The sequence below is a fragment of the Ancylobacter oerskovii genome (assembly GCF_018390555.1).
Taxonomy (GTDB): domain Bacteria; phylum Pseudomonadota; class Alphaproteobacteria; order Rhizobiales; family Xanthobacteraceae; genus Ancylobacter; species Ancylobacter oerskovii.
This window is the reverse complement of sequence record NZ_JAHBGB010000002.1, coordinates 515,007-539,950: the sequence shown is the minus strand read 5'-3', so window position 1 is coordinate 539,950 and position 24,944 is coordinate 515,007. Positions and strand designations below refer to the sequence as shown.

At 69.9% G+C, this 24,944-nt stretch carries 31 protein-coding genes; 16 read left to right on the top strand and 15 right to left on the bottom strand.

Going from position 1 to position 24,944, the window contains the following annotated elements; all coding sequences use genetic code 11:
* Positions 1–138 precede the first annotated feature (138 nt).
* Both folP and folK read left to right on the top strand, forming a co-directional pair.
* Positions 139–1,053 (top strand): dihydropteroate synthase, encoded by a 915-nt coding sequence (folP, locus tag KHC19_RS02800; protein ID WP_213350490.1) that lies wholly within the window; start codon positions 139–141, stop codon positions 1,051–1,053.
* Positions 1,043–1,576, top strand: a complete 534-nt coding sequence (folK, locus tag KHC19_RS02795; protein WP_213350489.1) for a 2-amino-4-hydroxy-6-hydroxymethyldihydropteridine diphosphokinase — start codon at positions 1,043–1,045, stop codon at positions 1,574–1,576. The genes folP and folK overlap by 11 nt, the downstream gene beginning before the upstream one ends.
* 67 nt (positions 1,577–1,643) lie before the next feature.
* Here the strand turns inward: folK and KHC19_RS02790 are convergent, their stop codons facing one another.
* Positions 1,644–2,033, bottom strand: coding sequence for a hypothetical protein (locus KHC19_RS02790; RefSeq protein WP_213350488.1), 390 nt, complete (start codon positions 2,031–2,033; stop codon positions 1,644–1,646).
* Between the two features lie 172 nt (positions 2,034–2,205).
* Between KHC19_RS02790 and KHC19_RS02785 the strand changes: the two genes are divergently transcribed.
* Together KHC19_RS02785 and KHC19_RS02780 are read left to right on the top strand one after the other, a co-directional pair.
* Positions 2,206–3,192: a zinc transporter ZntB gene (locus tag KHC19_RS02785; protein WP_213350487.1), complete on the top strand. Its 987-nt coding sequence runs from the start codon at positions 2,206–2,208 to the stop codon at positions 3,190–3,192.
* A gap of 191 nt (positions 3,193–3,383) precedes the next feature.
* Positions 3,384–3,701, top strand: a complete 318-nt coding sequence (locus KHC19_RS02780) for a hypothetical protein (protein WP_246548112.1) — start codon at positions 3,384–3,386, stop codon at positions 3,699–3,701.
* 105 nt (positions 3,702–3,806) lie between these two features.
* Here KHC19_RS02780 and KHC19_RS02775 read toward each other — a convergent pair whose 3' ends face one another.
* On the bottom strand, positions 3,807–4,403 hold the full coding sequence (locus tag KHC19_RS02775) for a superoxide dismutase (RefSeq protein WP_213350486.1): 597 nt from the start codon (positions 4,401–4,403) through the stop codon (positions 3,807–3,809).
* A gap of 325 nt (positions 4,404–4,728) precedes the next feature.
* Between KHC19_RS02775 and KHC19_RS02770 the strand changes: the two genes are divergently transcribed.
* The gene (locus KHC19_RS02770; protein ID WP_213350485.1) at positions 4,729–5,877 is read left to right on the top strand and encodes a hypothetical protein; all 1,149 of its coding nucleotides are present in this window, start codon (positions 4,729–4,731) and stop codon (positions 5,875–5,877) included.
* 63 nt (positions 5,878–5,940) lie between these two features.
* Here the strand turns inward: KHC19_RS02770 and KHC19_RS02765 are convergent, their stop codons facing one another.
* Together KHC19_RS02765 and msrB are read right to left on the bottom strand one after the other, a co-directional pair.
* On the bottom strand, positions 5,941–8,079 hold the full coding sequence (locus tag KHC19_RS02765) for a S9 family peptidase (RefSeq protein WP_213350484.1): 2,139 nt from the start codon (positions 8,077–8,079) through the stop codon (positions 5,941–5,943).
* A complete protein-coding gene (msrB, locus tag KHC19_RS02760) occupies positions 8,039–8,485 on the bottom strand; it encodes a peptide-methionine (R)-S-oxide reductase MsrB (RefSeq protein ID WP_213350483.1) in 447 nt (148 codons plus the stop codon). The genes KHC19_RS02765 and msrB overlap by 41 nt, the downstream gene beginning before the upstream one ends.
* A 129-nt stretch (positions 8,486–8,614) precedes the next feature.
* On the opposite strand from msrB, the gene KHC19_RS02755 reads away from it, so the two are divergent.
* Both KHC19_RS02755 and KHC19_RS02750 read left to right on the top strand, forming a co-directional pair.
* Complete coding sequence (locus tag KHC19_RS02755) at positions 8,615–8,920, top strand: hypothetical protein (RefSeq protein WP_213350482.1); 306 nt, start codon at positions 8,615–8,617, stop codon at positions 8,918–8,920.
* Positions 8,917–9,336, top strand: a complete 420-nt coding sequence (locus KHC19_RS02750) for a Ros/MucR family transcriptional regulator (protein WP_213350481.1) — start codon at positions 8,917–8,919, stop codon at positions 9,334–9,336. Before KHC19_RS02755 ends, KHC19_RS02750 begins: the two co-directional genes overlap by 4 nt.
* 24 nt (positions 9,337–9,360) lie before the next feature.
* Here KHC19_RS02750 and KHC19_RS02745 read toward each other — a convergent pair whose 3' ends face one another.
* Entirely contained in the window at positions 9,361–9,639 is a 279-nt protein-coding gene (locus KHC19_RS02745; RefSeq protein WP_213350480.1) for a hypothetical protein, read from the bottom strand.
* 217 nt (positions 9,640–9,856) lie between these two features.
* Between KHC19_RS02745 and KHC19_RS02740 the strand changes: the two genes are divergently transcribed.
* On the top strand, positions 9,857–10,186 hold the full coding sequence (locus KHC19_RS02740) for a helix-turn-helix domain-containing protein (protein WP_246548110.1): 330 nt from the start codon (positions 9,857–9,859) through the stop codon (positions 10,184–10,186).
* Positions 10,176–10,745 carry a DUF6456 domain-containing protein gene (locus KHC19_RS02735; protein WP_213350478.1) on the top strand — a complete coding sequence of 190 codons (570 nt, stop codon included), beginning with the start codon at positions 10,176–10,178 and terminating at the stop codon, positions 10,743–10,745. The genes KHC19_RS02740 and KHC19_RS02735 overlap by 11 nt, the downstream gene beginning before the upstream one ends.
* Here KHC19_RS02735 and KHC19_RS02730 read toward each other — a convergent pair.
* Both KHC19_RS02730 and KHC19_RS02725 read right to left on the bottom strand, forming a co-directional pair.
* The gene (locus tag KHC19_RS02730; RefSeq protein ID WP_213350477.1) at positions 10,731–11,153 is read right to left on the bottom strand and encodes a SufE family protein; all 423 of its coding nucleotides are present in this window, start codon (positions 11,151–11,153) and stop codon (positions 10,731–10,733) included. The two genes, KHC19_RS02735 and KHC19_RS02730, sit on opposite strands and share 15 nt — an antisense overlap.
* A 66-nt stretch (positions 11,154–11,219) precedes the next feature.
* The gene (locus tag KHC19_RS02725; RefSeq protein WP_213350476.1) at positions 11,220–11,762 is read right to left on the bottom strand and encodes a DUF5330 domain-containing protein; all 543 of its coding nucleotides are present in this window, start codon (positions 11,760–11,762) and stop codon (positions 11,220–11,222) included.
* A gap of 235 nt (positions 11,763–11,997) precedes the next feature.
* Here KHC19_RS02725 and KHC19_RS02720 point away from each other — a divergent pair, with 235 nt between their 5' ends.
* A complete protein-coding gene (locus tag KHC19_RS02720; protein WP_213350475.1) occupies positions 11,998–12,669 on the top strand; it encodes a peptidoglycan-binding domain-containing protein in 672 nt (223 codons plus the stop codon).
* 7 nt (positions 12,670–12,676) lie between these two features.
* Positions 12,677–13,009: a DUF1491 family protein gene (locus tag KHC19_RS02715; protein WP_213350474.1), complete on the top strand. Its 333-nt coding sequence runs from the start codon at positions 12,677–12,679 to the stop codon at positions 13,007–13,009.
* 7 nt (positions 13,010–13,016) lie between these two features.
* Here KHC19_RS02715 and KHC19_RS02710 read toward each other — a convergent pair whose 3' ends face one another.
* Positions 13,017–14,018: a hypothetical protein gene (locus KHC19_RS02710; RefSeq protein ID WP_213350473.1), complete on the bottom strand. Its 1,002-nt coding sequence runs from the start codon at positions 14,016–14,018 to the stop codon at positions 13,017–13,019.
* Between the two features lie 144 nt (positions 14,019–14,162).
* Between KHC19_RS02710 and KHC19_RS02705 the strand changes: the two genes are divergently transcribed.
* The gene (locus KHC19_RS02705; protein WP_213350472.1) at positions 14,163–14,348 is read left to right on the top strand and encodes a hypothetical protein; all 186 of its coding nucleotides are present in this window, start codon (positions 14,163–14,165) and stop codon (positions 14,346–14,348) included.
* 43 nt (positions 14,349–14,391) lie between these two features.
* Here the strand turns inward: KHC19_RS02705 and KHC19_RS02700 are convergent, their stop codons facing one another.
* From KHC19_RS02700 to KHC19_RS02690, 3 genes are all read right to left on the bottom strand, one after another.
* On the bottom strand, positions 14,392–14,937 hold the full coding sequence (locus tag KHC19_RS02700) for a DUF1254 domain-containing protein (RefSeq protein WP_343207634.1): 546 nt from the start codon (positions 14,935–14,937) through the stop codon (positions 14,392–14,394).
* Positions 14,934–15,509, bottom strand: coding sequence for a DUF1214 domain-containing protein (locus KHC19_RS02695; RefSeq protein WP_213350471.1), 576 nt, complete (start codon positions 15,507–15,509; stop codon positions 14,934–14,936). The genes KHC19_RS02700 and KHC19_RS02695 overlap by 4 nt, the downstream gene beginning before the upstream one ends.
* A gap of 61 nt (positions 15,510–15,570) precedes the next feature.
* Complete coding sequence (locus KHC19_RS02690; protein WP_246548202.1) at positions 15,571–17,748, bottom strand: transglycosylase domain-containing protein; 2,178 nt, start codon at positions 17,746–17,748, stop codon at positions 15,571–15,573.
* A 251-nt stretch (positions 17,749–17,999) separates the two neighbouring features.
* On the opposite strand from KHC19_RS02690, the gene KHC19_RS02685 reads away from it, so the two are divergent.
* On the top strand, positions 18,000–18,539 hold the full coding sequence (locus KHC19_RS02685) for a YcgN family cysteine cluster protein (protein ID WP_213350470.1): 540 nt from the start codon (positions 18,000–18,002) through the stop codon (positions 18,537–18,539).
* Here KHC19_RS02685 and KHC19_RS02680 read toward each other — a convergent pair whose 3' ends face one another.
* Both KHC19_RS02680 and KHC19_RS02675 read right to left on the bottom strand, forming a co-directional pair.
* Complete coding sequence (locus KHC19_RS02680; RefSeq protein WP_213350469.1) at positions 18,540–19,688, bottom strand: alpha-hydroxy acid oxidase; 1,149 nt, start codon at positions 19,686–19,688, stop codon at positions 18,540–18,542.
* Between the two features lie 60 nt (positions 19,689–19,748).
* Positions 19,749–21,431, bottom strand: coding sequence for an L-lactate permease (locus KHC19_RS02675; protein ID WP_213350468.1), 1,683 nt, complete (start codon positions 21,429–21,431; stop codon positions 19,749–19,751).
* A gap of 235 nt (positions 21,432–21,666) precedes the next feature.
* Here KHC19_RS02675 and KHC19_RS02670 point away from each other — a divergent pair, with 235 nt between their 5' ends.
* Positions 21,667–22,434 carry a FadR/GntR family transcriptional regulator gene (locus KHC19_RS02670; protein WP_213350467.1) on the top strand — a complete coding sequence of 256 codons (768 nt, stop codon included), beginning with the start codon at positions 21,667–21,669 and terminating at the stop codon, positions 22,432–22,434.
* A gap of 25 nt (positions 22,435–22,459) precedes the next feature.
* Here KHC19_RS02670 and dcd read toward each other — a convergent pair whose 3' ends face one another.
* The gene (dcd, locus tag KHC19_RS02665; RefSeq protein WP_213350466.1) at positions 22,460–23,017 is read right to left on the bottom strand and encodes a dCTP deaminase; all 558 of its coding nucleotides are present in this window, start codon (positions 23,015–23,017) and stop codon (positions 22,460–22,462) included.
* 179 nt (positions 23,018–23,196) lie between these two features.
* Between dcd and KHC19_RS02660 the strand changes: the two genes are divergently transcribed.
* Together KHC19_RS02660 and KHC19_RS26140 are read left to right on the top strand one after the other, a co-directional pair.
* Positions 23,197–23,769 (top strand): NADPH-dependent FMN reductase, encoded by a 573-nt coding sequence (locus KHC19_RS02660; RefSeq protein ID WP_213350465.1) that lies wholly within the window; start codon positions 23,197–23,199, stop codon positions 23,767–23,769.
* Between the two features lie 46 nt (positions 23,770–23,815).
* Entirely contained in the window at positions 23,816–24,487 is a 672-nt protein-coding gene (locus KHC19_RS26140; protein ID WP_213350464.1) for a TetR/AcrR family transcriptional regulator, read from the top strand.
* 38 nt (positions 24,488–24,525) lie between these two features.
* Here the strand turns inward: KHC19_RS26140 and KHC19_RS02650 are convergent, their stop codons facing one another.
* Positions 24,526–24,930 (bottom strand): DUF1801 domain-containing protein, encoded by a 405-nt coding sequence (locus tag KHC19_RS02650; protein WP_246548109.1) that lies wholly within the window; start codon positions 24,928–24,930, stop codon positions 24,526–24,528.
* Positions 24,931–24,944 lie beyond the last annotated feature (14 nt).

Sequence of the window (24,944 nt, the reverse complement as noted above, 5' to 3'; positions counted from 1 at the left end):
GTGGATTCATCGGCGCCTATAGAGCGCGGGGGCGGGGCATTCGGCAAGCGGGACCTGCGCAGATTGTCGCCGATGGCCGCCGGCGCCTTGCTTTCGCCGGCGCGGCGCGCAATTTGAGAGAAAATGCGGGATCCTGCCATGTCTGCGTCGTCGCCTGCGTCACTGACTGCCACGTCGCCGGTCGCGTCGACCGTGCGCCGCCTGCCTTTGCCGCCCCCGGCGGAGGCGGTGTTCGATGCGCGCGGGCGGCGGCTGGACTATGCCGGGCGCACGCTGGTGATGGGCATTCTCAACGTCACGCCGGACTCGTTTTCCGATGGCGGGCGCAGCGCCGCGCTGGCCGATGCGGTGACCAATGCGTCCAGGCTGGTGGCCGATGGGGCCGATATTCTCGACATAGGCGGCGAATCGACCCGGCCGGGCCACACGCCGGTGCCGGTGGAGGAGGAGATGCGCCGGGTGCTGCCGGTGCTCGGGGAGATCGCCGGCCTCGGCGTGCCGGTGTCGATCGACACCCAGAAGGCGCGGGTCGCCGAGGCGGCGCTCAAGGCGGGGGTGCATATCGTCAACGACATCTGGGGGCTGATGGGCGACCCGGAGATGGCGCGGGTGGCGGCCGATTTCGACGCCGGGGTGGTGGCGATGCACAACCGCGCCACCGTCGACCCCTCGATCGACATCGTCGCCGACATGCTGGCCTTCTTCGAGGCGGCGCTGGAGCGGGCGGCACGGGCCGGCATCCGCGCCGACCGCATCAGCCTCGATCCCGGCATCGGCTTCGGCAAGAGCTTCGAGCAGAACCTCACCGCCCTTGCGCGGCTCGGCGACATCGTCAGGCTCGGCTTCCCGGTGCTGCTCGGCACCTCGCGCAAATCGCTGATCGGCAAGGTGGTGGTGGCGACGCCCGCCGAGCGGCTGCCGGGCACCATCGCCTCCAACGTGATCGGCATCATGGCCGGCTGCGCGATCATCCGCGTGCATGACGTCGCCGAGCATGTGCAGGCGGCGCGGGTGACGGAAGCCATCAAGGGGGCGAACCAGGGTGCCGCCTGAATTCTTCATCCGCCGGCCGCGCAAGGTCGAGAAACACGTCGCCTATCTCTGCCTCGGCTCCAATCTCGGCGACCGGGCGAAGACCATGGCGAAGGCGGTGGGGCTGATCGCCCGCACCGGCGGCGTGACCATATTGCAGCGGTCCTCGCTCTACGAGACGCCGCCCTGGGGGCCGGTGCCGCAGGGGCCGTATCTCAATCTCGTGGTCGCCATAGAGACGGTGCTCTCGGCCCGCGAGCTCCTGCACATGCTGCTCGGCGTCGAGCATGCCTTCGGGCGCGACCGCACCCGGGAGGTGCGCTTCGGCCCGCGCACCATCGACATCGACATCCTGCTCTATGGCGAGGAGAAGATCGACGAGCCGGACCTCGAGATCCCGCATCCGCGCATGATGGAGCGCGCCTTCGCGCTGTTGCCGCTGGCCGAGATCGCCCCGGACCTCGCTGTGGGCGGCGTGCTGGTGCGCGATGCGCTGGCCGGGCTCGACACCACCGGCATCCTGCGGGTCGCCGATGCCGCCTGACGCGGAAAGGGCGACGGATCGCCCCGTCGCCCTTTCGCCTCGTCAAGCTCTGCCGATTTCACGCAACTCAGCGGCAGACCTCGACATCGCGGTAATAGGGGCGGCCCCAGCGATTGTAGAAGGTCTGCGTCTCCACCCAGCAACGCGGGCGATAGGCGCGGTAGCCGTAGCCCGGGCCATAGCCGGGGCCGGGCCCGTAGGCATAGGCCGGGCCGGGCCGATAGGGGCGCGGCGGGGGCGGGTCGTAATAGCCACCGCCATAGCCGCCGCCATAGGCATTGCTGGCGGCGCCGGCGACGAGGCCGCCGACGATGAGGCCGCCGACCACGCCGGCAGCGACGGCGGCGCCGTTGTTGCGATGGTCGCGGGCCTGCGACGGGGTGGGGAGGGCGCTGGCCAGGGCGACGCCCGCGAGGGCGATCGCGGCAATCTTGGTGCTGTGAGCGAAGCGGCTCATGACGACCTCTTGCATCTCGGTCTCGGCCGGGGATCGGCCTGTCGATGGAATGAAGCTAATCCCCGTCGCCTCAACTCAATCTGAACCCGCTGTTGCAAAAGGTTCATCAAACTGAACGCAATCCTTCGGGTTCGTTCATCTAGCGTTCATCCCGCGAGCGGGGAGGTGGCCGGTGCCGGATTACGACAATGAGGGGTTCATCGCGGCCTGGGCCTTCGATGGCGCGGGCGGAGCGCGCAGGATCGGCTGGGCCGAGCTGCGCGGCGGCTACCAGGCCGGGGAGCGCGGCTATATCTGGATCCATCTGCAGCTCATGGACCGCCGCCAGCAGCCCTGGCTGGAGGCCGATGCCGGCATCGAGCCGGGCATCGCCGAGTCGCTGACCGCCGAGGAGACCCGCCCGCGCTGCGTGCTGTTCGATTCCGGCGCCTTCCTCAATCTGCGCGGCATCAACTTCAAGCCCTATTCGCTGCCGGACGAGATGCATTCCATCCGCTTCTGGGTGGAGCCGAAGCGGATCATCTCGGTGCGCACGCATCCGCTTTCCGCCCTCGCCGATTTCGAGGACGCGCTGGCGCGCGGACGGGCACCGCGCACGCCGGGCGAATTCATCGCCGACCTGTCGCTGCGCCTCGTCGACCGCATGGACACGGTGATCACCGCGCTGGCCGAGCAGGCCGACGAGCTCGAGGAACATGCCTGGAGCGCGACGCTGGCCAATCTGAGCCCCAAGGTCTCGGAGCTGCGGCGCGTGGCGATCATCCTGCGCCGCTACATCGCGCCGCAGCGCGAGGCCCTGAACCATTTCTCGCTCGAGGACGCCGAGTGGATCACCGTGCGCGACCGCAACCGGCTGCGCGAGGCCGGCGACCGGGTGACGCGCTTCGCCGAAGAACTCGATTCGGTCCGCGACCGCGCGGCGGTGATCTACGACCAGATGGTGGAACGCCGCGCCGAGCAGATGAACCGCTCCATGCAGATCCTGGCGGCGGTGACGGTGATCTTCGCCCCGCTCACCCTGATCACCGGCCTGATGGGCATGAATGTCGGCGGCATTCCCGGCGCCGACGATCCGGTCGGCTTCTGGGCCGTCACCGTGCTGGCGGGCATCGCCGGCGTGGCGATGGTGCTGCTGTTCCGCTGGGTGCGCTGGCTATAGGGCTGCCGCAGGGGTAGGATGGTGCTGCGGCGGCGGGCCGCGGGGGCCATTGCGCGAGGCGCGAGATGCACATCCTGCCGATGCCGGCCCGGGCAGCCGGAAGGGGCCTGGCCAGCCTGGGATCTGCCAGCCTGAGATCTGCCGCCCTGGGGTTTGCTACTCTGGGGCTTGCTGCGCTGGGAGTTGCCACATTGGCTCTGGCCGCCGTGGCGCTGCCGACCGGCGCCGCCGCCTATGAATTCACCGGCGCGTTTCCCGGCGGCGACTGCGTCGCCATGTCGCGGACCATTCCGCCCTCGAAGCTCTGGTACGGCCATTTCACCGGCCAGCGCCAGTGGGGAACCTTCGAGGAGCGGATCCAGACGCGCACCGTGGAAGGCTGCTTCAGGACCCGGGCCGAATGCGACAACTGGCTGTACCAGTGGCGCTCCACCTTCCAGTACAATTTCTGGAACGACTACTGCGTGATCAGCAACCAGCCGCGGCCGCGGCGCCCCTATGCCGGCTGAGCCCGGCGAGGGTAGGCGGGCGCAAGGCGCGCTCTCCGGCGCCAGACGTGAAAAAGGCGCCGGCCCGCCGGGCCGACGCCTTTCGCATGGTCGGATCGAGCCGGCTCAGACGGCCTTGGAATACAGCTCGGCGACGTATTCCCAGTTCACCAGGTTCTCGACGAACGCCTTCAGATAGTCGGGGCGGCGGTTGCGGTAGTCGATGTAGTAGGAGTGCTCCCACACGTCGACGCCGAGGATCGGGGTGGCGCCGGAGACCAGCGGGCTCTCGCCGTTCGGGGTCTTGGCGACGATGAGCTTGCCGTCCTTCACCGCCAGCCAGGCCCAGCCGGAGCCGAACTGGGTGACGCCGGCCTGGATGAAGTCTTCCTTGAACTTCTCCACCGAGCCGAGGTCCTCGACGATCTTCTTCTCGAGCTCGCCGGGAATGGCGCCGCCGCCATTGGGCTTCAGCCAGTGCCAGAAGTGCAGGTGGTTGTAGTGCTGGCCGGCATTGTTGAAGAGGCCGGGATTCTTGCCGTAGGAGCCCTTGACGATCTCCTCGAGCGACTTGCCCTCGAACTCGGTGCCCTTCAGCAGGTTGTTGCCGTTGTTCACATAGGCGAGGTGATGCTTGTCGTGATGATATTCGAGCGTCTCGCGCGACATGTAGGGAGCGAGAGCATCATAGGAATAGGGCAGATCGGGAAGCGTGAAGGACATCGATTCTGTCTCCGCAATGTAAAACCGGCTCTGCCGCCCCGGCGGCAATGCGCCGGGCGGCTTCCTCCCAAAGGTGCGTGCGCACCGAAAAGAGATCGACGGTGACTAGATAGGGCGGTCCGCCGTCCGCGACAACCGATCGGTGCGCCGAGCCGGCGTTTCCCCGGGAAGAATTTCCACGGCGCGGCGGCGACGCCGGCGGATTTGGCGACGCTGCGAAAGCAAATCATCTTGGTAATCGTGCCGAGCTTTCGTAAAAGCCATGCGCGACGTAAGTTTGAATGGAGGGAGGGCTGGTCGCGAATCAGCCCGGCGGAGTTTTTCTATGGGTGCAATCATCATCGGCATCGGTCTGGTGGTCGGCGCGATCGGCGTCGTGATCGGGCTGATCGGCGTGCAATCCCTGGCTCAACCTTCCGGGCCCACGCTCGTCATCGTCGGCACTCTCGGCTTCGTCGGAGGATTGCTGTTGCTGGCGCTGGGATCCATCCATCGCGCGCTCGTCGACATCGGACAGAAGCTCGACGGCGTCGTGCATGTCGAGGCGGAGGATTATTACGAGAGCGAGGGCGCCCGGCCGATCGCGTTCCACGAGGAGGCCGAGCGTGCCGTGACGCCGGTGGAGCCCGTTCGGGAGCCCGCGCGGCATGCCGAGAGCGTGGCGGAGACGGCGCTGCCGCCGGTGGCGGCGCCCGCGCCTGTCGCCCCCTTGCCCGCCGCTCCCTTGCCCGCCGGACCGGCGACGCCCGTGCCGCAGGCGGCCATCAAGGGGCTGGCGGGGAGCCTGTCCGGCAGCCTGCCGGCCTGGTTCCGCCGCAAGCGCGCCGAGCCCGCGGACGAGCCGGAGCTGGAGCCGGAGACGGCGTTCGACGAGACGCCGGCCCTCGGCGAGCCGGCCGGGGAGGCGCTGGAACTGCCGCCGTTCGAATTGTCGGACCTGCTGGAGCCGGAGCCCGCGCCCAGGCACGAGCCCGCGCCCAAGCCGGAAGCCAAGCCGCAGCCCGAGACCAAGCCGCAGCCGGAGAGCAAGGCACCGGCCGCGCCGAAGCCGGCTCCCGCGGCGCCCAAGCCGCCGATCGCCTCGCCGGCCGCCTCGCCGATCGTGCCGCCGGCGGCCAAGCCTACTGAACCCAAGCCGATTGAAGCCAAGCCTGCCGAGCCTAAGCCGGCTCCCCTCGCTCCGAAGCCGGGTGCCGGCGAGGCGGCCCGTCCCGTTTCGCCGGTGGCGCAAGAGGCCTTGCCCGCCGATGCCGATGACGGCCCCGGCGCGCCGCCGGCGTTCCTGCATGTCAACGATCTCGTCGACGAGCCGGCGCCCGCCTCGATCACCGTGCTCAAGGCCGGGGTGATCGGCGGCATGGCCTACAAGCTGTTCTCGGACGGATCGATCGAGGCCGAGCTGCCGGACGGCACGCTGCGCTTCGCGTCGCTGCAGGAACTGCGCGACCACGTCTCCGGTGTCGGCCAGGGCTGAGCCGTTCGGCGGGAATGAGAGGCCAGGGCGCCGCGACGAGGGTCGCGGCGCCCTTTTCCATTGTCAGGCGGCGGGGGCCGCCACCCGTACCGCCGCCAGCGCGAAGGCATAGACCAGCGCGGTTTCCTCCAGCCGGTCGAACCGGCCGGCGGCGCCGCCATGGCCGGCGTCCATATTGGTCTTCATGAGCAGCGGCGCGTCATTGGTGCGGGTGGCCCGCAGCTTCGCCACCCACTTCGCCGGCTCCCAATAGGTGACGCGGGGATCGGTGAGCCCGGCCAGCGCCAGGATGGCCGGATAGGCCGTCGCCGCGACATTGTCGTAGGGCGAATAGGAGCGGATGAAGCGGAACGCCTCCGCATCGGCGATCGGATTGCCCCATTCCGGCCATTCCGGCGGGGTGAGCGGCAGCGTGTCGTCCAGCATGGTGTTCAGCACGTCGACGAAGGGCACCTCCGCCACGATGCCGGCGAACCGGTCCGGCCGCAGATTGGCGACCGCGCCCATCAGCATGCCGCCGGCCGAGCCGCCATGGGCGACGATGCGGTCGGGCGCCACGATCTTGCCGGCGGCGAGATGGTCGGCGGCCGCGATGAAATCGTGGAAGGTGTTGGTCTTCTTCGCCAGCTTGCCGTCGAGATACCAGCGCCAGCCCTTCTCGGTGCCGCCGCGTATATGCGCGATGGCATAGACGAAGCCGCGATCGACCAGCGACAGCCGCGAGGTGGAGAAGCCGGCGGGGATGGAGATGCCGTAGGCGCCGTAGCCATAGAGCAGGCAGGGGGCGGTGCCGTCCAGCGGGGTGTCGCGCGCGAACAGCAGCGAGACGGGAATGCGGGCGCCGTCCGCCGCTTCCACCATCAGCCGGCGGGTGACGTAGCGGGCCGGATCGTGGCCGGAAGGCACTTCCTGACGCTTGCGCAGCACCCGCTCGCGCGAGGCGAGGTCGTAGTCCCACACCTCGGCGGGGGTGGTCATGGAGGAATAGGTGAAGCGCACCAGCGTCTTGTCGAAGCCGTGGCCGGGATCGAAGCCGAGCGAGTAGGCCTCCTCGGCGAAGGCGACCACATGCTCGGCGCCATCGGCGAGGCCGCGCACCACCAGGCGGGGCAGGCCATCCTCCCGCTCCAGCCGCACCAGATGGTCGCGGAAGACGCTGTGCGACAGGATCAGCCGGCCGGATCGGTGCGGCACGAGGTCGCGCCAGTTCTCCCGGCCGGGGGCGGCGAGGGGGGCCGACACGATCTTGAAGTCCTCGGCGCCGTCCGCATTGGTGAGCAGCACCAGCCTGTCGGCGCCGGCGAGATCCGGGTGATGCTCGACGCCGTAGCGCAGGCCGGGATGGCGCGGCTCGACCCGCCGCGGGGCGGCCAGCGGATCGGCGAGGTCGAGGAGAAGCACCTCGCTGGTGTCGTGATCGCCGCAGGAGATCAGCCCGAACCGCTCCGACTGGGTGCGGCCCAGCGAGACGAAGAAGCCCTTGTCCGGCTCCTCATAGATCAGCACGTCGCTCGACGGATCTGCGCCGAGCGCGTGGCGGTAGACGAAGCTCGGGCGATGCTCGGCGTCGCGGCGGATGTAGAACAGGTAGCGGCCGTCGGCGCTCCACAGCACGTCGCCGGTGGTCTCCTCGACGCGGTCCGGCCGTTCGGTGCCGGCGTCGATGTCGCCGATCCGCAGCGTGTAATATTCCGAGCCGGCGGTGTCGGCCGTCCAGGCGACGAGGCGGTGGTCCGGCGAGGGCTGCACGTCGCCGAAGCTGAAATAGGCCAGCCCGGCCCCGAGCGCATCGCCGTCGAGCAGCACCTGCTCGTCGCCGCCGGCGGCGGGAATGCGGCAATAGAGCGGATGCTGGCCGCCTTCGCGGAAGCGCGTGTAATAGGCGAAGGGCCCATCCACCGACGGGACGGCGGAATCGTCCTCCTTGATGCGGCCGCGCATCTCCCCGACCAGGGTGCGGCATAGCGCGGCATGCGGGGCGAACCAGGCATCGGCGGCCCGGTTCTCGGCCTCCAGATGGGTGCGGATATCCGCCGGCAGCACCGCGGGGTCGCGCATGACCTCGCGCCAATTGTCGGCGCGCAGCCAGGCATAGGGATCGGTCAGCGTCTCGCCGTGGAAGGAGCGGACGAGCGGGGCATGGACGGCATCCGCCGGGCTGTCAGCGCTCACCGGCGCCCTCGCTGGCCTCGGTGCCGGCATCGGCGCGGAAGGTGAGGGCGACGCCGTTCATGCAGAAGCGCATGCCGGTCGGGCGCGGGCCGTCGGGAAAGACATGGCCGAGATGCGCGTCGCAGCTGGCGCAGCGAATCTCGATGCGGTGCATGCCGTGCGAGTGATCGTGGACGGCGCTGACCGCCTCCTTCGAGACCGGCTGGAAGAAGCTCGGCCAGCCGGTGCCCGATTCGAACTTGGCGGAGGAGTGGAACAGCGGCTCGCCGCAGCACACGCAGCTATAAATGCCGGCTTCCTTCTGCGACAGATGCGGGCCGCTGAAGGCGCATTCGGTGCCGTGGCCACGGGTGACGCGGAACTGCTCCGGTGTGAGCAGTGCGCGCCATTCGGCCTCCGTTTTCACGACCTTGGGACGGCGGGCTGTCTCGACCATATGGAAATTCCTGCTGAACGGGGCTTGAGATAGGCGCCGCCCGGCCGCTCTTCAAGCCTGCGCGCCGGCCGGACCTTGCCGGGCCTTGCCGGTCCTGCCGACAGCGGGCCGGATTCTTGCGGAAATTTCATGAAACGTCCGTCGAGGATCGGGTATATCGGTGCGGCGATCGCACGCCAGGGCACATTCGGGCGAACACGATCAGTTGAGCGAGCGGTGTTCGGAGCGCTCGGATGCCGCTACACATGCGGCCGGATGCTGAAAGATGATTCAAAATCGAAAGTTCTTGATGCCGGCCGCAAACAATCCTATTTAAAAAGGGTAGAAACGCATATGGCTGCTGATCCCCGTTCGGATTTGTCCTCGGGGCGACGTTGCGGCGGATGGTTGGTCGACGGTTATTCTGTCGACCTGGCGGAAAAGAACGACCCATGAGCGAAAATACTGATATCGAGAAATATATTGAACTCGCCGCAGACATCGTCTCCGCTTATGTGAGCAACAATGCGGTGATGTCGAACGATCTGCCGGCGCTGATCGGCGACGTGCATGCGGCGTTGCAGTCCCTCGGCAAGGTGGTCGAGGACGCGGCGCCCGAGCCGTTGAAGCCGGCGGTGTCGGTGAAGAGGTCGATCGCGCCGGATTTCCTCGTCTGTCTCGAGGACGGCAAGAAGTTCAAGTCGCTCAAGCGGCACCTGCGGACCCAGTATGGCATGACGCCGGAGCAGTATCGCGAGAAGTGGGGCCTGCCGGCGGATTACCCGATGGTGGCGCCGAACTATGCCGCCGCCCGCTCCGAGCTCGCCAAGCAGATGGGGCTCGGCCAGCAGCGCCGGCGCGGCGCCCGCTGACGGCGCCGGCGCCGGCGGCGTCGATCATGTCTTGATGGAACAGGCCGTCGCGGGTGCCGCGGCGGCCTTTTTCACGTCCGCCCGCCTCTCGTCCGCTCGCCTCTCGTCCGCCCGCCTCTCGTTCTCGAGGCGCCGCAACGCGGCGTGGCGGGCGGCGTCGTAGCCGATGCCGGTGAGGGCGGCGCGGCGTTCGGCGCGCAGCAGCCGGGCGAGGCGGGCGCGCCGCTCGGCGCCCTGGCCGAGAAACGGCCGGAGCGCCGCCGCCCTGGCGGCGATCTCCTCGGCGGGCTCATGGCTGCGCATGGCGCGGAGCCGGACACGTCTCGGTTGTGGTCTTTCCATCGAAACCTCCCTGGTCGCCTCCATTGTGAGGCGGGGCGGAGGCGTGCGGATAAGTCGGCTTTCCTGCCGGCGCAGGGCGTGGCGCACCTGTCGATGGTGTCTTGCCAGGGGTCAACTTTTGGATGTAGGTTTAAATTCCTGCAACCAATAGTTTATGCCAATGGCGCAGCCTTCTTCCATGTCGCGTGCCGAGCCGATGGGACGTCCCAGCCTGCTGGCCGCCTGCCTCGCTGCCGAGAGTTCCGGCCTGCCGGTGCACGAGATCCTGCACGTCCGGCGGGGGCGGCGGGCCAGTGCCGCCGCCCGGGCGCTCGCCATGTATCTCGCCCATGTCGGCCTCGGCGAGCCGATCGGGCGGGTGGCGCGGGATTTTCGCCGCCACCGCTCCACCGTGGCCCATGCCTGCCGCCGCATCGAGGATGACCGGGACGAGCGCGGCTGCGACGACCGGATCGCCGCGCTGGAGCAGCAGCTGCGCGGGCGGACGGAGGTCGGCCATGGCGGATGAGCGCAGGGCGGGGCGTATCGTCGAGCGCCTGGAGATCGTGATCGACGGCCAGCGGAACTGGGTGGAGGTGGACCTCACCGAAAGCCCGCTCGTCTGGCTGGCGCGCCGGCGCGGCCGCGACGGGCGCTGCTTCATCGACGCGATGCAGCTCATGGCCGGGGAAAGGTTGCGGGCCGATTTCACCCGGGCGCAGATGATGCCCCGCACCACCGCGGACTGGAGCGGCGGCGGCCGGGCGCCCGCCCGCCATGCCGCCCGCACCGGGCTCGACATGCCGGAGATGCGGCTCGCCGCCCGGCAGCGGGTGGACCGGGCGATGGAGGCGGTCGGGCCGGAATTCTCCGGCACGCTGCTCGACGTGTGCTGCTTCCTGAAGGGGCTGGAGACGGTGGAGCAGGAGAGGGGATGGCCCGCGCGCGCCGGCAAGGTGGTGCTCGGCCTCGGCCTCGACCGGCTGGCGCGCCATTACGGCCTGTCGCGCGAGCTGAAGGGGCCGGCGCGCGGCCCCATGCGGCACTGGAGGGCGGAGGCGCAGCCGGAGCGGTCAGACGGCGGCTAGCGCCTCGCGGGCATCGGCGCGGATGCGCTCCACCATGGAGCGCAGCCCGTTGGAGCGCTGCGGGGTGAGATGCTCGCGCAGGCCGATGCGATCGAAGGTGGCGGCGGGATCGACGGCGAGGATGTCGCGGGCGGAGCGGCCGGAATAGAGCGCCAGCAGGATGGCGATGAGCCCGCGCACGATATGGGCGTCGGAATCGCCGATGAAGGCGAGGCGCGGGCCGTCGCTGCCCTCCGCCGGGCGGCTCACCAGCCACACCTGGCTGGCGCAGCCCTGCACCTTGGTGGCGTCGCCGCGCTCGTCCTCCGGGAAGGGCGGCAGCTTGCGGCCGAGCTCGATCAGGTAGCGATAGCGGTCGTCCCAGCTGTCGAGCAGCTCGAAATCGTCGATGATGTGGTCGATGGTCATGGCCATGTGGATCCGCCCCTCGTCCCGCATATAGGGGCGAGCCCGCCCCGAGCGCAATGGCGCCGGTCAGCTCGGGCGGCGCGGCGGGGTGGGAACCGCCGGCGTCGCGGCGGCGGGAGAGGCCCCGCCCTGCACGGCCGCAGGCGGGCCGAAGATGGTGGAGGACGAATCGGCGCGCGGGCCGGTGTCGCCCGGGGCCTGCCAGGCCGGGCTGAGATCGTGGGCGGTGAGGGTATCGCCGCTCGGATTGGCGGCCGCGCGCTCGGCGGCCTTGCGCTTCTGTTCGGCGATCTGGTCGCCGATATAGCCGAGCAGGAGCTGCGCCCCGGCTTGTGCCCGCGTGCCGAGCTGGGTGAGGATCTCGCTGCCGATGGCGCAGGCCTGCGGCTGGCGCTCGCAGAAGCTGCCGGCATCCGACACGGCGGAGGTGGCGGCGGACAGCGCCCGGAGCGGGTCGATCTGCCCGCCCGACGCCGCATGTTCCGACGGCTGCGCGTTCGATGCCTGCAGGCCCGGGGACGGCGTCTCCGACAGCCGCGTTCCGGGAATGGCGGGCAGCAGCAGCAGCACGACGGTCAGCCAGAACGCGATACGCAGAAGGAAGAACATCGCCCTGTCTCTCGTTTGCGGACAGGCGCGGCCGGCGTTCCTCGCACGCCCCTCTCTCGCCCATCTTCGGCGATACTAGCGGGCAGACGTTGCGCAACCTGCCTCGCATTCGCGCGAAATCAGCCGATTGCGGAAAGCCGATGTTAAGCACGTCGGCCGCAAGATCGTCGCGCAGGGCGCCGCAGGCGGCGTCAGGGATGGCCGGCCGGCAAGGCCGGCGGCGAGGGAGCAGCGGATGCCGCGGTCTTATGCGAGCGATCTTCTCGTGGACGGGATCGATCTCGGCGCGCAGCGCAGCCTCGTCCTGCCGGACCGGCCGCGCCACCGGCGCTCGGACCTGTTCATGCTGCTCCTGGCCGCCCTCGCCAGCGGCACCGTGCTCGCCAATGCCTTCGTGTTCCAGGACGGCCGGCGCGAGAGCGGTGGCACGCCGGTGCCGACGCCCACCCCGGCCGCAAGCCGCCCCGCCGCCGCGGCGCCGGCTCCCGAACCGGCCGCCCGCGCCGGCGCTCCTGTCGAGACGCCGGCCGCGCCGGTGGCCGCGGCGACCCCGTTGCCGCCGGTGAAGCCGCCGGCGCCCAAGCCCGCCGCCAAGGCCGAATCCGTCGCCAAGCCCGATGGCGGCATCGCCGCGCTGGCCAACCAGGCGGGCGCCGCGAACCCGGCGGCGGCGGCCGCGCCGGTGCGCCCGCCCGCCGATGTCGCCGTCTCCGCGCGGATGCTGGAGGTGCAGAAGGCGCTGGCCCGCCTCGGCTACGGCCCGGTCCGCATCGACGGGCGCGCCAGCGAGGCGACGGAAAAGGCCATCAAGGACTTCGAGCGCGACCGTCGCCTGCCGGTGACGGGCCAGATTTCCGACCGGCTGGTGCGCGAGCTCAACGCCGTCGCCGGCTTCTCCATCCAGTAGCGGCACCATGCGGCTGAAGAGCGCCATCTGGGTTTCCGCCCTGCTGCGGCGCGCCAATGGGGCGGGTGCTTTCGCCGCCGTGCGCCGCCGCGGCGCCGAGGAGGCGGGGGCGGTCTTCGTCAAGGTCGCGACGCTGGACGGCAAGGCGAGCCTGTACGGGCCGGCGCCTCCCTCCTTCGACGACGAGGCAAGCCCGGAGCGCCGCTTCACGCCGCTCGTGGCCGACCGGCCGGAAGCCGAGGCGGAAGAGCGGATGGGCAAGGAGATCCGCTTCGACCCCGATTTGTGGTTCGTCGAGATCGAGGACCGCGCGGGACGCAGCTTCCTCGACCTCGCCTGAGCCGGCCTCAGGCCTGCCGGCGCGGCTCGGCGGCGCTCTCGCCGGCGGGCGCGGCGGCGGGGCGGGGCACGGCGAAATCGCGCATGGACGGCGCTTCCGCCGCGCCGCGCGGCGCGCCGGGGCGGCGGCTGCCGCGCCAGATCGCCACCATGTGCTGCGCGCTCGCCAGCGGCAGCGAATCGAACAGATCCGCGAGGCGCGCCATGTCGCTGGAGGAGCGGCCGACCCCGGGGTGAAGCCGGAACAGGATCCGCGACAGCACCGCGAAGCTGAGCCCGAGCGCCCGTGCCGCGACCGCCAGCGCCTGGCCCGCCTCGTCGCCGACAATGCGGGGGGCGACGTCGGCCGGCACCGCCAGCGCCCGTTCGAGCAGCAGGGCCAGCGCGGCGCGATCCTCGCGCTTGGCAGCCGCGAGCAGGCTGTCGGTGAAGGCGTCGCCCTGGGCGCCGACCCGCTCGGCCAAGGGCAGCGGCGGCAGGGCCAGCAGGCGATGCAGCATGCCCGCGCGCTCTTCCGGCGCTGCCGTGAAGAAATCCGGCCCCGCCGGCGCGGGACGCTGGTGGCTTTCGCGCGCCCGGTGGACGGTGGAGGCGAGGCGCTTGGCGAGTTCCGGCGAGACATCGCGACGGGCGGCGATGGCCTGCAGCCGCGCGGGTTCCGCCCCGGTGGCCAGGGCGATCAGCGCCGCCTCGTCCAGCGCCGGCGACAGGCGCAGCAGCGGCGCGGCGATGTCGATGGGGCCGGAGGCGAGGAGGCGGGCGAGCGCCGCCGGCAGGTCGGGCCGCCGGGCCAGCCGCTCGGCGGCCTGCCGTGCCAGCGCCGGCGGCACCGCCTGCATCAGCCGCGGCAGCAGCACCCCGAGCCGGGCCACCGCCTCGTCATCCCCGCCGGCCCCCTGCTCGACCACCCGGTCGACCAGCAGGGTCAGCAAGGCCGGGCGCGTATCGGGATCGCGACGGCGCGCCTCCTCGATGGGGGCCTTGAGACTGGGGCCGTCATTCGAAAGCATGGAGGACGAGGGGGCTCGACAGGATGGGGGGAGGCGGCACCGGGCCGGCCGAACCAAATTGCGCCATGAACGTTAGCAACGCGTTAACCATGCCGAAACTAGCTTCCCATTGGTCCGGTTTGGCTGAAGATCGGAGGATGCAGAATGGGTTCGGTCGTACCGTTTCCTGCCTCCCGCAAGCTGCGCACGCGGCGTGATCGCCGCCGGGAGGCCGTGCCTGGGCCGGCGCAGGTGGTGATCCTGCCGGCAATCCGCATATCCCGCTCGGTGCCGCCGCCCGCGCCGGCGCCGGCGACCTCCAGCGTCGCCGCCGCGCCGCCCAAGGCGTGAGCGGCGCGCGTGGCATGCGTGCTGCCTGGGCGCGCAGGCGGGATCAGGGCACGGGCGTGCAGCTCGCCGCGGCGACGGCGGCCTTCACCTCGTCGCGCGCGCCGCGCTCGCGGGCCATGGCGCGGATGAGCACGATGCCTTCCTCGGCCGGCGATTCCACCACCAGCCGGTCGGCGACGGTGACTTCCTCGTCTTCCGGCATCGCCGCCTTCTGGCGGGCGTTCATCAGGTCGAGCTCAATGACGGTGCGGCCGGCGGAGCGGTCGTTGATCGCGTAGAAGGGCAGGCCGTAGCGGGTGTAGAAGGAAATCGAGGTGTAGTCCTCGGTGGTCGGTACCTTCACCTTCAGCGGCCCCTCGGCGAGATCGTACAGGCACACGGCCGTCACGAAGGCCGGATCGGAGGCGGGCAGCACCGTGGCAAGGGTGCGCGGGTCCTCGATGAGCGTGGCCGCGTTCACCTGGCTGACCCCGGACAGGCGGGCATAGGCATCCTGTTCCGCGACATAGGGCATCATCAGCACCCCGACGAGATGCACCAGCGTGCCCAGCACCAGCCCGGCGAGGATGGGGATGACGACGCGCTTCACGGGCAGCGCTCCGTGATCAGCTTCGGCATTTCCGGCGCGTCGCTGGTGCGGCTGGCGAGGCCGACCGGGGCATCGTAGAGGCGAAGCGTCAGCGCGAGGCGGTCGCGGGCGCCGGTCGGCAGCCAGTTGCCGGCCCGGGCGCGCGGGCCCAGCACCACATCCACCATGCCGTCGCGATTCCACACCACTTCCGTCGAGGTGAAGCCGTGGCGGTCGGCGGCGTTGTCGACGAGATTGCCGTCGCGATCGGTGAGCGTCAGCGTCCAGAACCGGGCCTGCGGCACCGTACCGGAGAGGCGGATGTCGCAGCGCCCGTCCAGCGGCCGGCCGGCATCGTCGGTGACGGCGACGAAGGCGAGCCCGTCGGCGAGCTCCAGCGGCAGTTCCCCGGCGCGGGCGAGCGCTGCGCGCGCATAGGGATCGGCCTCCTCGGTGCCGGCCTTGGGCCACGCCTTCCAGGCGCCGGCGCGCACCAGGCCGGGACCGTAGCCGTTCGCCGTGGCGAACCAGGTGAGGCCGAGGCCCACCACGGCGCCGATGACGAGGGTCAGGATGAACAGGAGCGGACGCACGGTCGGGACGAATCCGGTCTCGGGGGCAGGGGGCCAGCCATGGGCTTGCCGGCGGCGCGGGTCAATTGCGGTCGGTGGCGGAGCGAGGGGCGGAGCCGGCCAGCTGCTCGCCGGTCGGCGCGGAACCGGGCAGCGCGGCGCTCGGCGAGCGGCGCGGGGCCTCGGCCGCCGCCCGCATCCGGTCGGACAGCGCCATGAGCCGCGTCGCCGCCATCGGGGAGAGCGTCACCGGGCGCTGAAAGCCCTCGATGTCGAGCGACGAGGCCTCCGCCACCGCGCCGTCGAGCTTCGGCGCCGGCTGGTTGCCCAGCCCCGGCGTCGGCTTGAGCTCGATGCCCTGATGCGCGAAGGCCATCACCTTCTGCCAGGTCATCGCCGGCAGCGAGCCGCCGGTCATCTTGCGGGTGGGGGTGAAGTCGTCATTGCCGAACCAGATGGCGCCGGCATAGTTGCCGGTGAACCCGACGAACCAGGCGTCGCGATAGGCATTGGTGGTGCCGGTCTTGCCGGAGACCTTGGTGCCGGGGATCATGGCGCGCCGGCCGGTGCCGTTCTCCACCACGCTGTTCAGCATCGGGTTGATCATGGCGATGATGTTCTCCGGGATCACGCGGTGCGGCTTCGGCCCGTTGCGGTCGAAGCTCCAGACCGGGTCGCCGGCGGGGGTGCGCATCTCCAGCACCGCGTGCGGGTCCACCGACATGCCGTTATTGGCGAAGACGGCATAGCCGGTCGCCTGGTCGATCACCGTCACCTCGGCGGCGCCGAGCGGCAGGGCGCGGGTGATCTTCAGTTCGCTCTTCACGCCCATGGCGTGGGCGAGGTCGACGATGCGCCCGCGCCCGATCGCCTCGGCGAGCTTCACCGCCACGGTGTTGAGCGAGCGGGTGAGCGCCTGGATCAGCGGCAGCCGCCCGGCATAGGAGCGGCCGTAATTCTGCGGGCACCAGTTGCCGATGCAGATCGGGCCGTCCACCACCATGGTCTGCGGGGTGAATTTCCCGGTCATCAGCGCCGCGGTGTAGACATAGGGCTTGAAGGACGAGCCGGGCTGGCGCAGCGCGTCGGTGGCGCGGTTGAACTGGCTCTCGCCATAATCGCGCCCGCCGACCATGGCGCGCACGGCGCCGTTGGGCTCCAGCACCACCATGGCGGACTGGCTGGTGCCGTAATCCTTGCCGAACTGCTTGAGGCTTTCGCGGATGGCGGTGTCGGCGGCCTTCTGGATGTTGGGGTCGAGCGCGGTGCGCACAACGAAGGAGCGCTCGGCATAGTTCTTCGGCAGCGTCTCGACGATGGTCTTCACCTGGTCGAAGGCGTAGTCGAGATAATAGTCCGGCGTGTCTTCCTGCTTGCGGTCGATGGGGGTGGCCGGATTGCGCCGGGCGCCGAACACCTGGCCCTCGGTCATGAAGCCGGCATCGACGAGATTGTCGAGCACCACCGAGGCGCGCCCGCGCGCGGCGGGCAGGTTGACGTGCGGGGCGAATTTCGACGGCGCCTTGAACAGGCCGGCCAGCATGGCCGCCTCGGCGAGCGTCACTTCCCGCGCGGACTTGCCGAAATAATACTGCGCCGCCGCGTCGACGCCGAAGGCGCCGCCGCCCATATAGGCGCGGTCGAGATAGAGCTTCAGGATCTGGTTCTTGGTGAGGTGGAACTCCAGCCACAGCGCCAGGAACGCTTCCTTGATCTTGCGCTCCAGCGTGCGCTCGTTGGACAGGAACAGGTTCTTGGCGAGCTGCTGGGTGAGCGAGGAGCCGCCCTGCACCACGCCGCCGGCGCGGGCATTCGACAGCACGGCGCGGAAGGTGCCGGGGATGTCGATGCCGAAATGCTCGTAGAAGCGGCGGTCCTCGGTGGCGAGCACCGCCTTGATCAGGTGATCGGGGAACTCTTCCAGCGGCACGGTGTCGTTGTGGCGGATGCCGCGCTCGCCGATGGTGTTGCCATAGCGGTCGAGGAAGGTGACGGAGAGCTCGGAGCGCTTCAGCCAGTCGTCCGAGGTCTCCTGGAAGGCGGGGATGGCGAGCGCCAGCATCAGCACCGCGCCGACCGCGCCCCAGGTCATGCCCTCCGAGGCGATCTCGACGCCCCAGCGGGCCGGGCCCTGCAGGTTGAAGCGCTCGGTGAAGGCGACGAAGCCGTCCCATGCGGCGCGCAGGCGCACGCCGCCGGAATAGATGCTCGAGTCGATCCAGGAGTCGATGGCGAGGAGGACGTTCCGAAGCCGGCGCATCCGGCCCGGCCGCTCCTCGGGGGAGCGGGTGCCGTCCGGCGTCGCTTGTCCCGCAGGGGCGTCGTCCTTCTTCGACCCGTCGTGCAAGCCGCGATCTCCGCGAGGTACTCTAACAGTCCGCCCTTATAGCCGAGACGCCCTGTGCGCACCACTTCGCGCTGCGCTCTCGCCATTGGCGGGCGTGGAAGCTATCTAAGGTTTGATTGACAAGCCGTGAAGCGGGGCCGCCTTTGCCCCTCCCGGGAGACCCGATGACCGCCGATCTCGCCACCGCCCCGCAACTGCCGTTCTGGAAGCGCAAGTCGCTGGAGGACATGAGCGCGGGGGAATGGGAAAGCCTGTGCGACGGCTGCGGGCGCTGCTGCCTCGTCAAGCTGCAGGACGAGGACACCGAGGCGATTGCCTATACCGACATAGGCTGCCAGCTGCTGGACGATTTCGGCTGCCGCTGCCGCGACTACCCCAACCGGCAGGCGCAGGTGCCCGATTGCGTGCGGCTGACGCCGGAGGTGGTCCGCACGCTGGAATGGCTGCCGCCTTCCTGCGGCTACCGGCTGGTCGCCGAGGGACGCGACCTCTATTGGTGGCATCACCTCGTCTCCGGCGACCGCGAGACGGTGCATGCCGCCGGCGTCTCGGTGCGCGGTCGCGTCGCCGCGCTGGAGGACGAGCTGCCGCTGGAGGACTTCGTCGACCACATGGTGCGCTGGCCGCTGCGCCTGCCCAAGGGGGCGGCGAGCCGGCAGCGCAAGGGAGAAGCGGGCCGGCCGCGCCGGCCCGCCAGAGGGTGATCAGAGCGCCAGCACGCTCTTGTCGACCTTGTTGATGTCCTTGGTGCCGGTGAGCGCCATGGAGACGTCGAGCTCCTTGCGGATGATCTCGATCGCCTTGGCGACGCCGGCCTGGCCGCCGGCGGCCAGCGACCACAGGAACGACTTGCCCATCATGCAGCCCTTGGCGCCGAGCGCCACGGCCTTGAGCACGTCCTGGCCGGACTGGATGCCGCCGTCGAACCAGATCTCGCTGGTGCCGCCGTTCCTGCCGCCGCCGATGGCGTCGACGATCTTCGGCAGCGCCGAGATGGAGGACACCGCGCCGTCCAGCTGGCGGCCGCCATGGTTGGACACCACGATGGCGTCGGCGCCGGTCTCGGCGGCGATCTTCGCGTCCTCGACGTCGAGCACGCCCTTGAGGATCAGCTTGCCCGGCCAGATGGAGCGCACCCACTCGACATCCTTCCACGACAGCGAGGGATCGAACTGGCCGGCGATCCACTGCGACAGGGTGGTGAGGCTGTCGCTCTCCTTGCGCACCGCGAGATTGCCGAAGGAATGGCGCTTGCCCATCAGCACGCTCAGCGCCCAGGCCGGCTTGGTGGCGATGTCGAGCGCGTTGGCGACGGTCAGCTTGGGCGGAACGGCGAGGCCGTTCTTGATGTCCATGTGGCGCTGGCCCTGGATCTGCAGGTCCAGCGTCAGCACCAGCGCCGAGCACTTGGCCGCCTTGGCGCGCTCGATCAGCGACTCGGAGAATTTGCGGTCGCGCATCACATAGAGCTGGAACCAGAACGGCTTGTTCACCGCCGCCGCCACGTCCTCGATCGAGCAGATCGACATGGTGGACAGGGTGAAGGGAATGCCGGCGGCATGGGCGGCGCGGCAGCCATGGATCTCGCCGTCGCCATGGAACAGGCCGGTGAGGCCGGTGGGGGCGATGGCGAGCGGCAGCGCGACGTCCTCACCGATCATCGTCGTCCGGGTCGAGCGCTCGGACACGTCGATCATCACCCGCTGGCGCAGCGCGATGGCGTCGAGGTCGGCCTTGTTGGCCCGGAGAGTGGTCTCGTCATAGGAGCCGCGGTCGGCATAGTGGAAGATCGCGCGCGGCACCTTCTTCATGGCGATGGCGCGAAGATCCTGGATATTGGTGACGGTGGCCATTGGCCCGGCTCCTATAGTTCCAAAGAGGAGGGGAGGCGCCGCGGCCTCCCCTTCGTGACGTCAATTATGGATCACCAGCGCCGTGAACGGCCACAGGTGAGCCTGGGCGCTGACCAGGAGGCCTACCAGCACCGCCAGCGCGATGGAGTGGAAGAACACGTAGCGCAGGATGGTGCCCTCCGAGTTCTGCCAGCCGGTGGCGGTGGAGGCGACGACGATCGACTGGGCGTCGATCATCTTGCCCATCACGCCGCCCGAGGAGTTCGCCGCCGCCATCAGCACCGGCGACAGGCCGAGCTGCTGCGAGGTGATCTTCTGCAGGCCGCCGAACAGCACGTTGGACGCGGTGTCCGAACCGGTGAGCGCGACGCCCAGCCAGCCGAGCAGCGTGCCGAACAGCGGGTAGAACGGCCCGGTCGCCGCGAAGGCGAGGCCCAGCGTAGCGTCGAGGCCGGAATAGCGGGTGAGGAAGCCCAGGGCCAGCATGATGGCGATGGTGGCGAGCGAGTAGCGCACCTTCCACAGCGTGCGGCCATAGATCTTCACCAGCGCCACCGGCGAGAAGCCCATGGCGAGGCCGGCGACGATGGCCGACAGGAAGATGCCGGTGCCGGTCATCGACATGATGTTGAAGTTGAATACCGCGGGTTCCGCATGCGCGGTGGCGACCACCGGTGGCATCTTGATGACCATGTTGTGCAGGCCGGCCATCTCGAATTTCTGAATGAAGAAGCCGTCGAGCAGCGCCTTCACCTGCGGGATGCCCCAGGCGAACACGAACACGGTGAGGATGCCCCAGGGCAGCCAGGCCTTGACCAGCGCGCCGGTGGAGGGGCGGGCGGTGGTGAAGTCGGTGGCGGCCTTGGTGGTGCCGCCTTCCGAGCCGTCGCCGTTCTCGCGGCCCTTCAGCGCCGTCGAGGTCCAGATCGTCTTCGGCTGCCACACGCGCAGGAAGGCGACCAGGCACAGCATGGAGACGATGGCGGCGACCACGTCGACCAGCCAGGGGCCATGGAAGTTGGAGACCAGGAACTGCGGGACGGCGAAGGAGACGCCGCAGACCAGGATGGCCGGCCAGATCTCCATCATGCCGCGCCAGCCGGCGAAGGCCCAGATCAGCCAGAACGGCACGATCAGCGAGAAGAAGGGCAACTGGCGGCCGATCATCGCCGACAGGTCCATCAGGTCGAGGCCGGTGACGGCGGCGAGCGCGATCACGGGGGTGCCGAGCGCGCCATAGGCAACCGGCGCGGTGTTGGCGATCAGCGACAGGCCGGAGGCGGCGAGCGGCGAGAAGCCGAGGCCGATCAGGAGCGCCGCGGTGACGGCCACCGGGGTGCCGAAGCCTGCCGCGCCCTCGAAGAAGGCGCCGAAGGAGAACGCGATCAGGAGGAGCTGGAGCCGCCGGTCGCCGGTGATGCCGGCGATGGAGCGCTGCAGGGTGGTGAAGGACCCGTTCGCCTCGGTCATCTGGTGCAGGAAGATGATGTTGAGGACGATCCAGCCGATCGGCATCAACCCGTACATGGCGCCGTAGCCGGCGGCGATGCCGGCCTTCTCCGTCGGCATGCCGAAGGCGAACACCGCGATCACGAAGGCGGCGACGAGGCCGGCAAAGGCGGCGACATGCGCCTTCATGTGCAGGAAGCCGAGGCCGACGAGCATCACCACCACGGGTACCGCGGCGAACAGCGTCGACAGCGCAAGGCTACCGAACGGGTCGTATATCTGGTTCCAGGTCAAGATCCGTTTCCTCCTAGAGAGCAGCGGACTTGGCGTCCGTTTTGCGCGTTCGCGATTGGGAGCCGCCCCGGCGGCACCTTAACCCTGCCCGCTAGGGAAGGCGTTAACAGGAGACCTGCTTGGTAAAATTGCCTTACCAAACGAGTCAACTGGTTAAGAGCTTAGCTCTTGGTTGTAGACGCGCGGGCCGGAAAATGGAAAAAGCAGCGGGAATTCAGCTCGGAGCTCGACCCAGATGACCGCGCGGCTGCGCACGCCCAAACTGGCAGAGGCCATTGCCGGGCATATTGAGCGGCTTATCCTCGAAGGCGTGCTGCGCCCCGGCGAGCGGCTGGCGAGCGAGCGCGACCTTTCCGAGCAGCTGGAGGTCTCGCGCCCCTCGCTGCGCGACGCGCTGCAGATCCTCGAGGAGCGCGGGCTGCTGGCGATCGGCCGCGACGGCACGCGGGTGACGCAGTTCCTCGCCCCGCTCACCGAGCCGCTGGCGGGGCTGCTCAACTCCAACGAGCAGGTGACGGCGGATTATTTCGAGTATCGCGAGGCGGTGGAGCGCAAGGCCACCGCCCTTGCCGCGGTGCGGGCCAGCGACCCGGAGCGGCAGGCGATCCGCGAGTGCCTCGGCGAGATGCAGGCGGCCTACGACGCCAACGACGCCACCCGCGAGGCGGAGGCGGACATCGTGCTGCACCGGCTGATCTACGGCGCCTCGCACAACCTCGTCATCCTGCATGTCATGCGCGCCTTCAGCGAGATGCTGCGGCGGGACATCTTCTTCAACCGCACGCAGCTCTTCGCCATCGACGAGTTCCGCGAGGAATTGCTGAGCCAGCACAAGGCGATAGGCGAGGCGGTGGTGGGAGGCGACGTGGCGGCGGCGGAGGAGGCGGCGCTGCGGCACCTCGTCTATACCGGCCAGAGCGTCGAGCGCTTCCGCCGCGACGAGGCGCGCACCAGCCTCGCGCTGCGGCGGCTCAACCGTTCGACGCTGATCTCCGGCGGCTGACGAGGGGTTTCACCGCCTATTCTTCTCAGCCGGCGGCGCGCTGGCCGGCGAACTGGCCGCGATAGCCGACCTCCGGTACCCCCAGCGTCTGCTCGAGGATGAGCTGGCACACCTTCATGCCGGTCCTGAGGCGGATGGGGCGCGGGCCCAGATTGATGATCTCGAGCTGGATGCGCCCGGTGGAGCCGGCATGGATGGTCGGCGCGGTGAGGTGGACGATGAGGCCGATGCGGGCCAGCGAGCTCTTGCCCTCCACCCGCGCGGCAAGGCGGGCGCCGGGCGTGAGGTCGACCTTCTCGCAGGTCCAGCCCAGCACCAGCCGGCCGGGATCGAGCACGAAGCCGTCGGCGCCGATCTCGATATCGTCGGCCATGGCGAGGATCGCCTCGCGGAAGCTGTAGCCGGGACCCGCCGGATCGATGACCGGATCCTCGCCCTCCGCCGGGGCGCGATAGAGGGTGAGGCGGGAATCGAGGCGCAGGTCGACGCCGTTCGGCGCGTAGAACTCCGCCGGGGGCGGCGGGTCGATGGCGAGCAGGCCGGCGGCCAGCGCGTCGCGAATGTCGCGATCGGTCAGGATCAAGGCGGGTATCCCCGTTTACGCGAGACAAGCCCATGATCGGTAACATGAATGCCGGGGCGGCGCGAGCGCGGCGTCGCCGCGCAACCCTGCTGCCACCGCGAAGCGGCCCTTGCGCGGACATTGCTACATATGAAATGATACCGACCAGTATCGTTCATACTCAGGAGACGTTCTTCCCCATGACCGCCCGTTTCAAGCTTCTCGGCATTTCCGGCAGCCTGCGCGCCGCGTCCTATTCCACCGCCCTGCTCGAGGCCATCAAGGCCGCGGCCACCGACAAGGCCGAGCTGACCGTGTTCCGCCTGAACGACGTGCCGCTCTACAACCAGGACGAGGATACCGCGACCCCGCCGGCCGGCGCGGCGGCGCTGCGCGCGGCCATCGCCGAGGCGGACGGGGTGATCTTCGCCTCGCCGGAATATAATTTCGGCACGTCCGGCGCGATGAAGAACGCCATCGACTGGGGGTCGCGCCCTTATTCCAAGGGCGCGCTGCTCGGCAAGCCGGTGCTGGTCGTCACCTCCTCGCCCGGCTCGACCGGCGGCATCCGCGCCCAGGCGCAGCTGCGTGAATCGCTGACCGCCGCCGGTGCCCGCGTGGCGGTGGTGCCGCATGTGGCGGTGCCGAGCGTCGCCGACAAGGTGAAGGACGGCGCCTTCATCGACGAGAAGACCAAGAGCTTCGTGCTGAGTGGCGTCGATGCGCTGATCACCGAGATCCGCTTCGTCGAGCACCTGAAGAAGGGGGCCTGATACGGCCGCGGACGACCATAGCGGTGCCGGCGAGCCGGCGCCGCCCGTGGCCGGGGAGGCAGGAGCTTCCACCGGGCGCCGCTGCCCGACCCGCCGCACCGGGCGCGGGCAGGCGACCTGCGACCGGCTGCGCCGCGTCGCCGCCTGCCTGTTCGTCGCCCGCGGCTATGACGGGGTGAGCCTGGACGAGATCGTGCAGGCGGCCGGCGGTTCCAAGACCAACATCTATGCCTTCTATGGCGGCAAGGAGGGGCTGTTCGTCGCCGCCATCGAGGCCGCCCTCGGCGAGGTGCTGCGTCCGCTCACCGAGGCGGATACGCGCGGGCTCGCGCTCGAGGAGGGGCTGACGCGACTGGGCCAGGCGCTCATCGACGCGCTGCTCAGCCCGAAGGCGCTGGCGCTTCATCGCACGCTGATCGGCGAGACCGGCCGTTTCCCGCGGCTCGGGGCCGCCTGGTACGCCGCGGGGCCGGCGACCTCGCAGGCCGCCTTCGCCGGCTTCCTCGCCCGCGCGCTGGCCGCAGGGGAGGACGCCGGGCGCGCGCCCGGCGACCCGTCGGAGATCGCGGTGCTGGCGCGGCTGTTCCACGACATGGTGGCGGGCGACCTGCAGCAGCGGGCGCTGTTCGAGACCGAGCCGGCCGGCGTGGCCGAGCGGGCGGCGGCAGTGGCGGCGGCCGTTCGGGCGGTCGAGGCGCTGGTCGCGCGTCGCGGATAGGCTTTGTCGATGCCGGCTGCCGTGGCGGGCCGGAAGGATCAAGCCCCCGGCCGTGGCTTCGGGCGCTTCGGCGAGGCATTCAGCGCCGCGGCGGCGCGGAGCAGCGCCCCGAAGGCTTCCGCATCGAGGATCTCGCCTTCACGAAGGTCGATGGCCCGCCGGGTGTTGCCCTCCAGACTGGCATTGAACAGGCCGGACGGATCGGGCAGCGCGGCACCCTTGGCGAAGGTGAGCTTCACGACGCTCTTATAGGTTTCGCCGGTGCAGAGGATGCCGTGGCGCGACCACACCGGAACGCCCCGCCATTTCCACTCCTCGACCACATCCGGGATCGCCTCGCGGATGAGGGCGCGGACCTGCGACAGCGTTCGGCCCCGCCAATCGTCCAGCGCCGCGATACGGGCGTCGATCAGCGCGGAGGCGCTCGGCTCGCTTTCCGACATGTGGCACGTCTCCA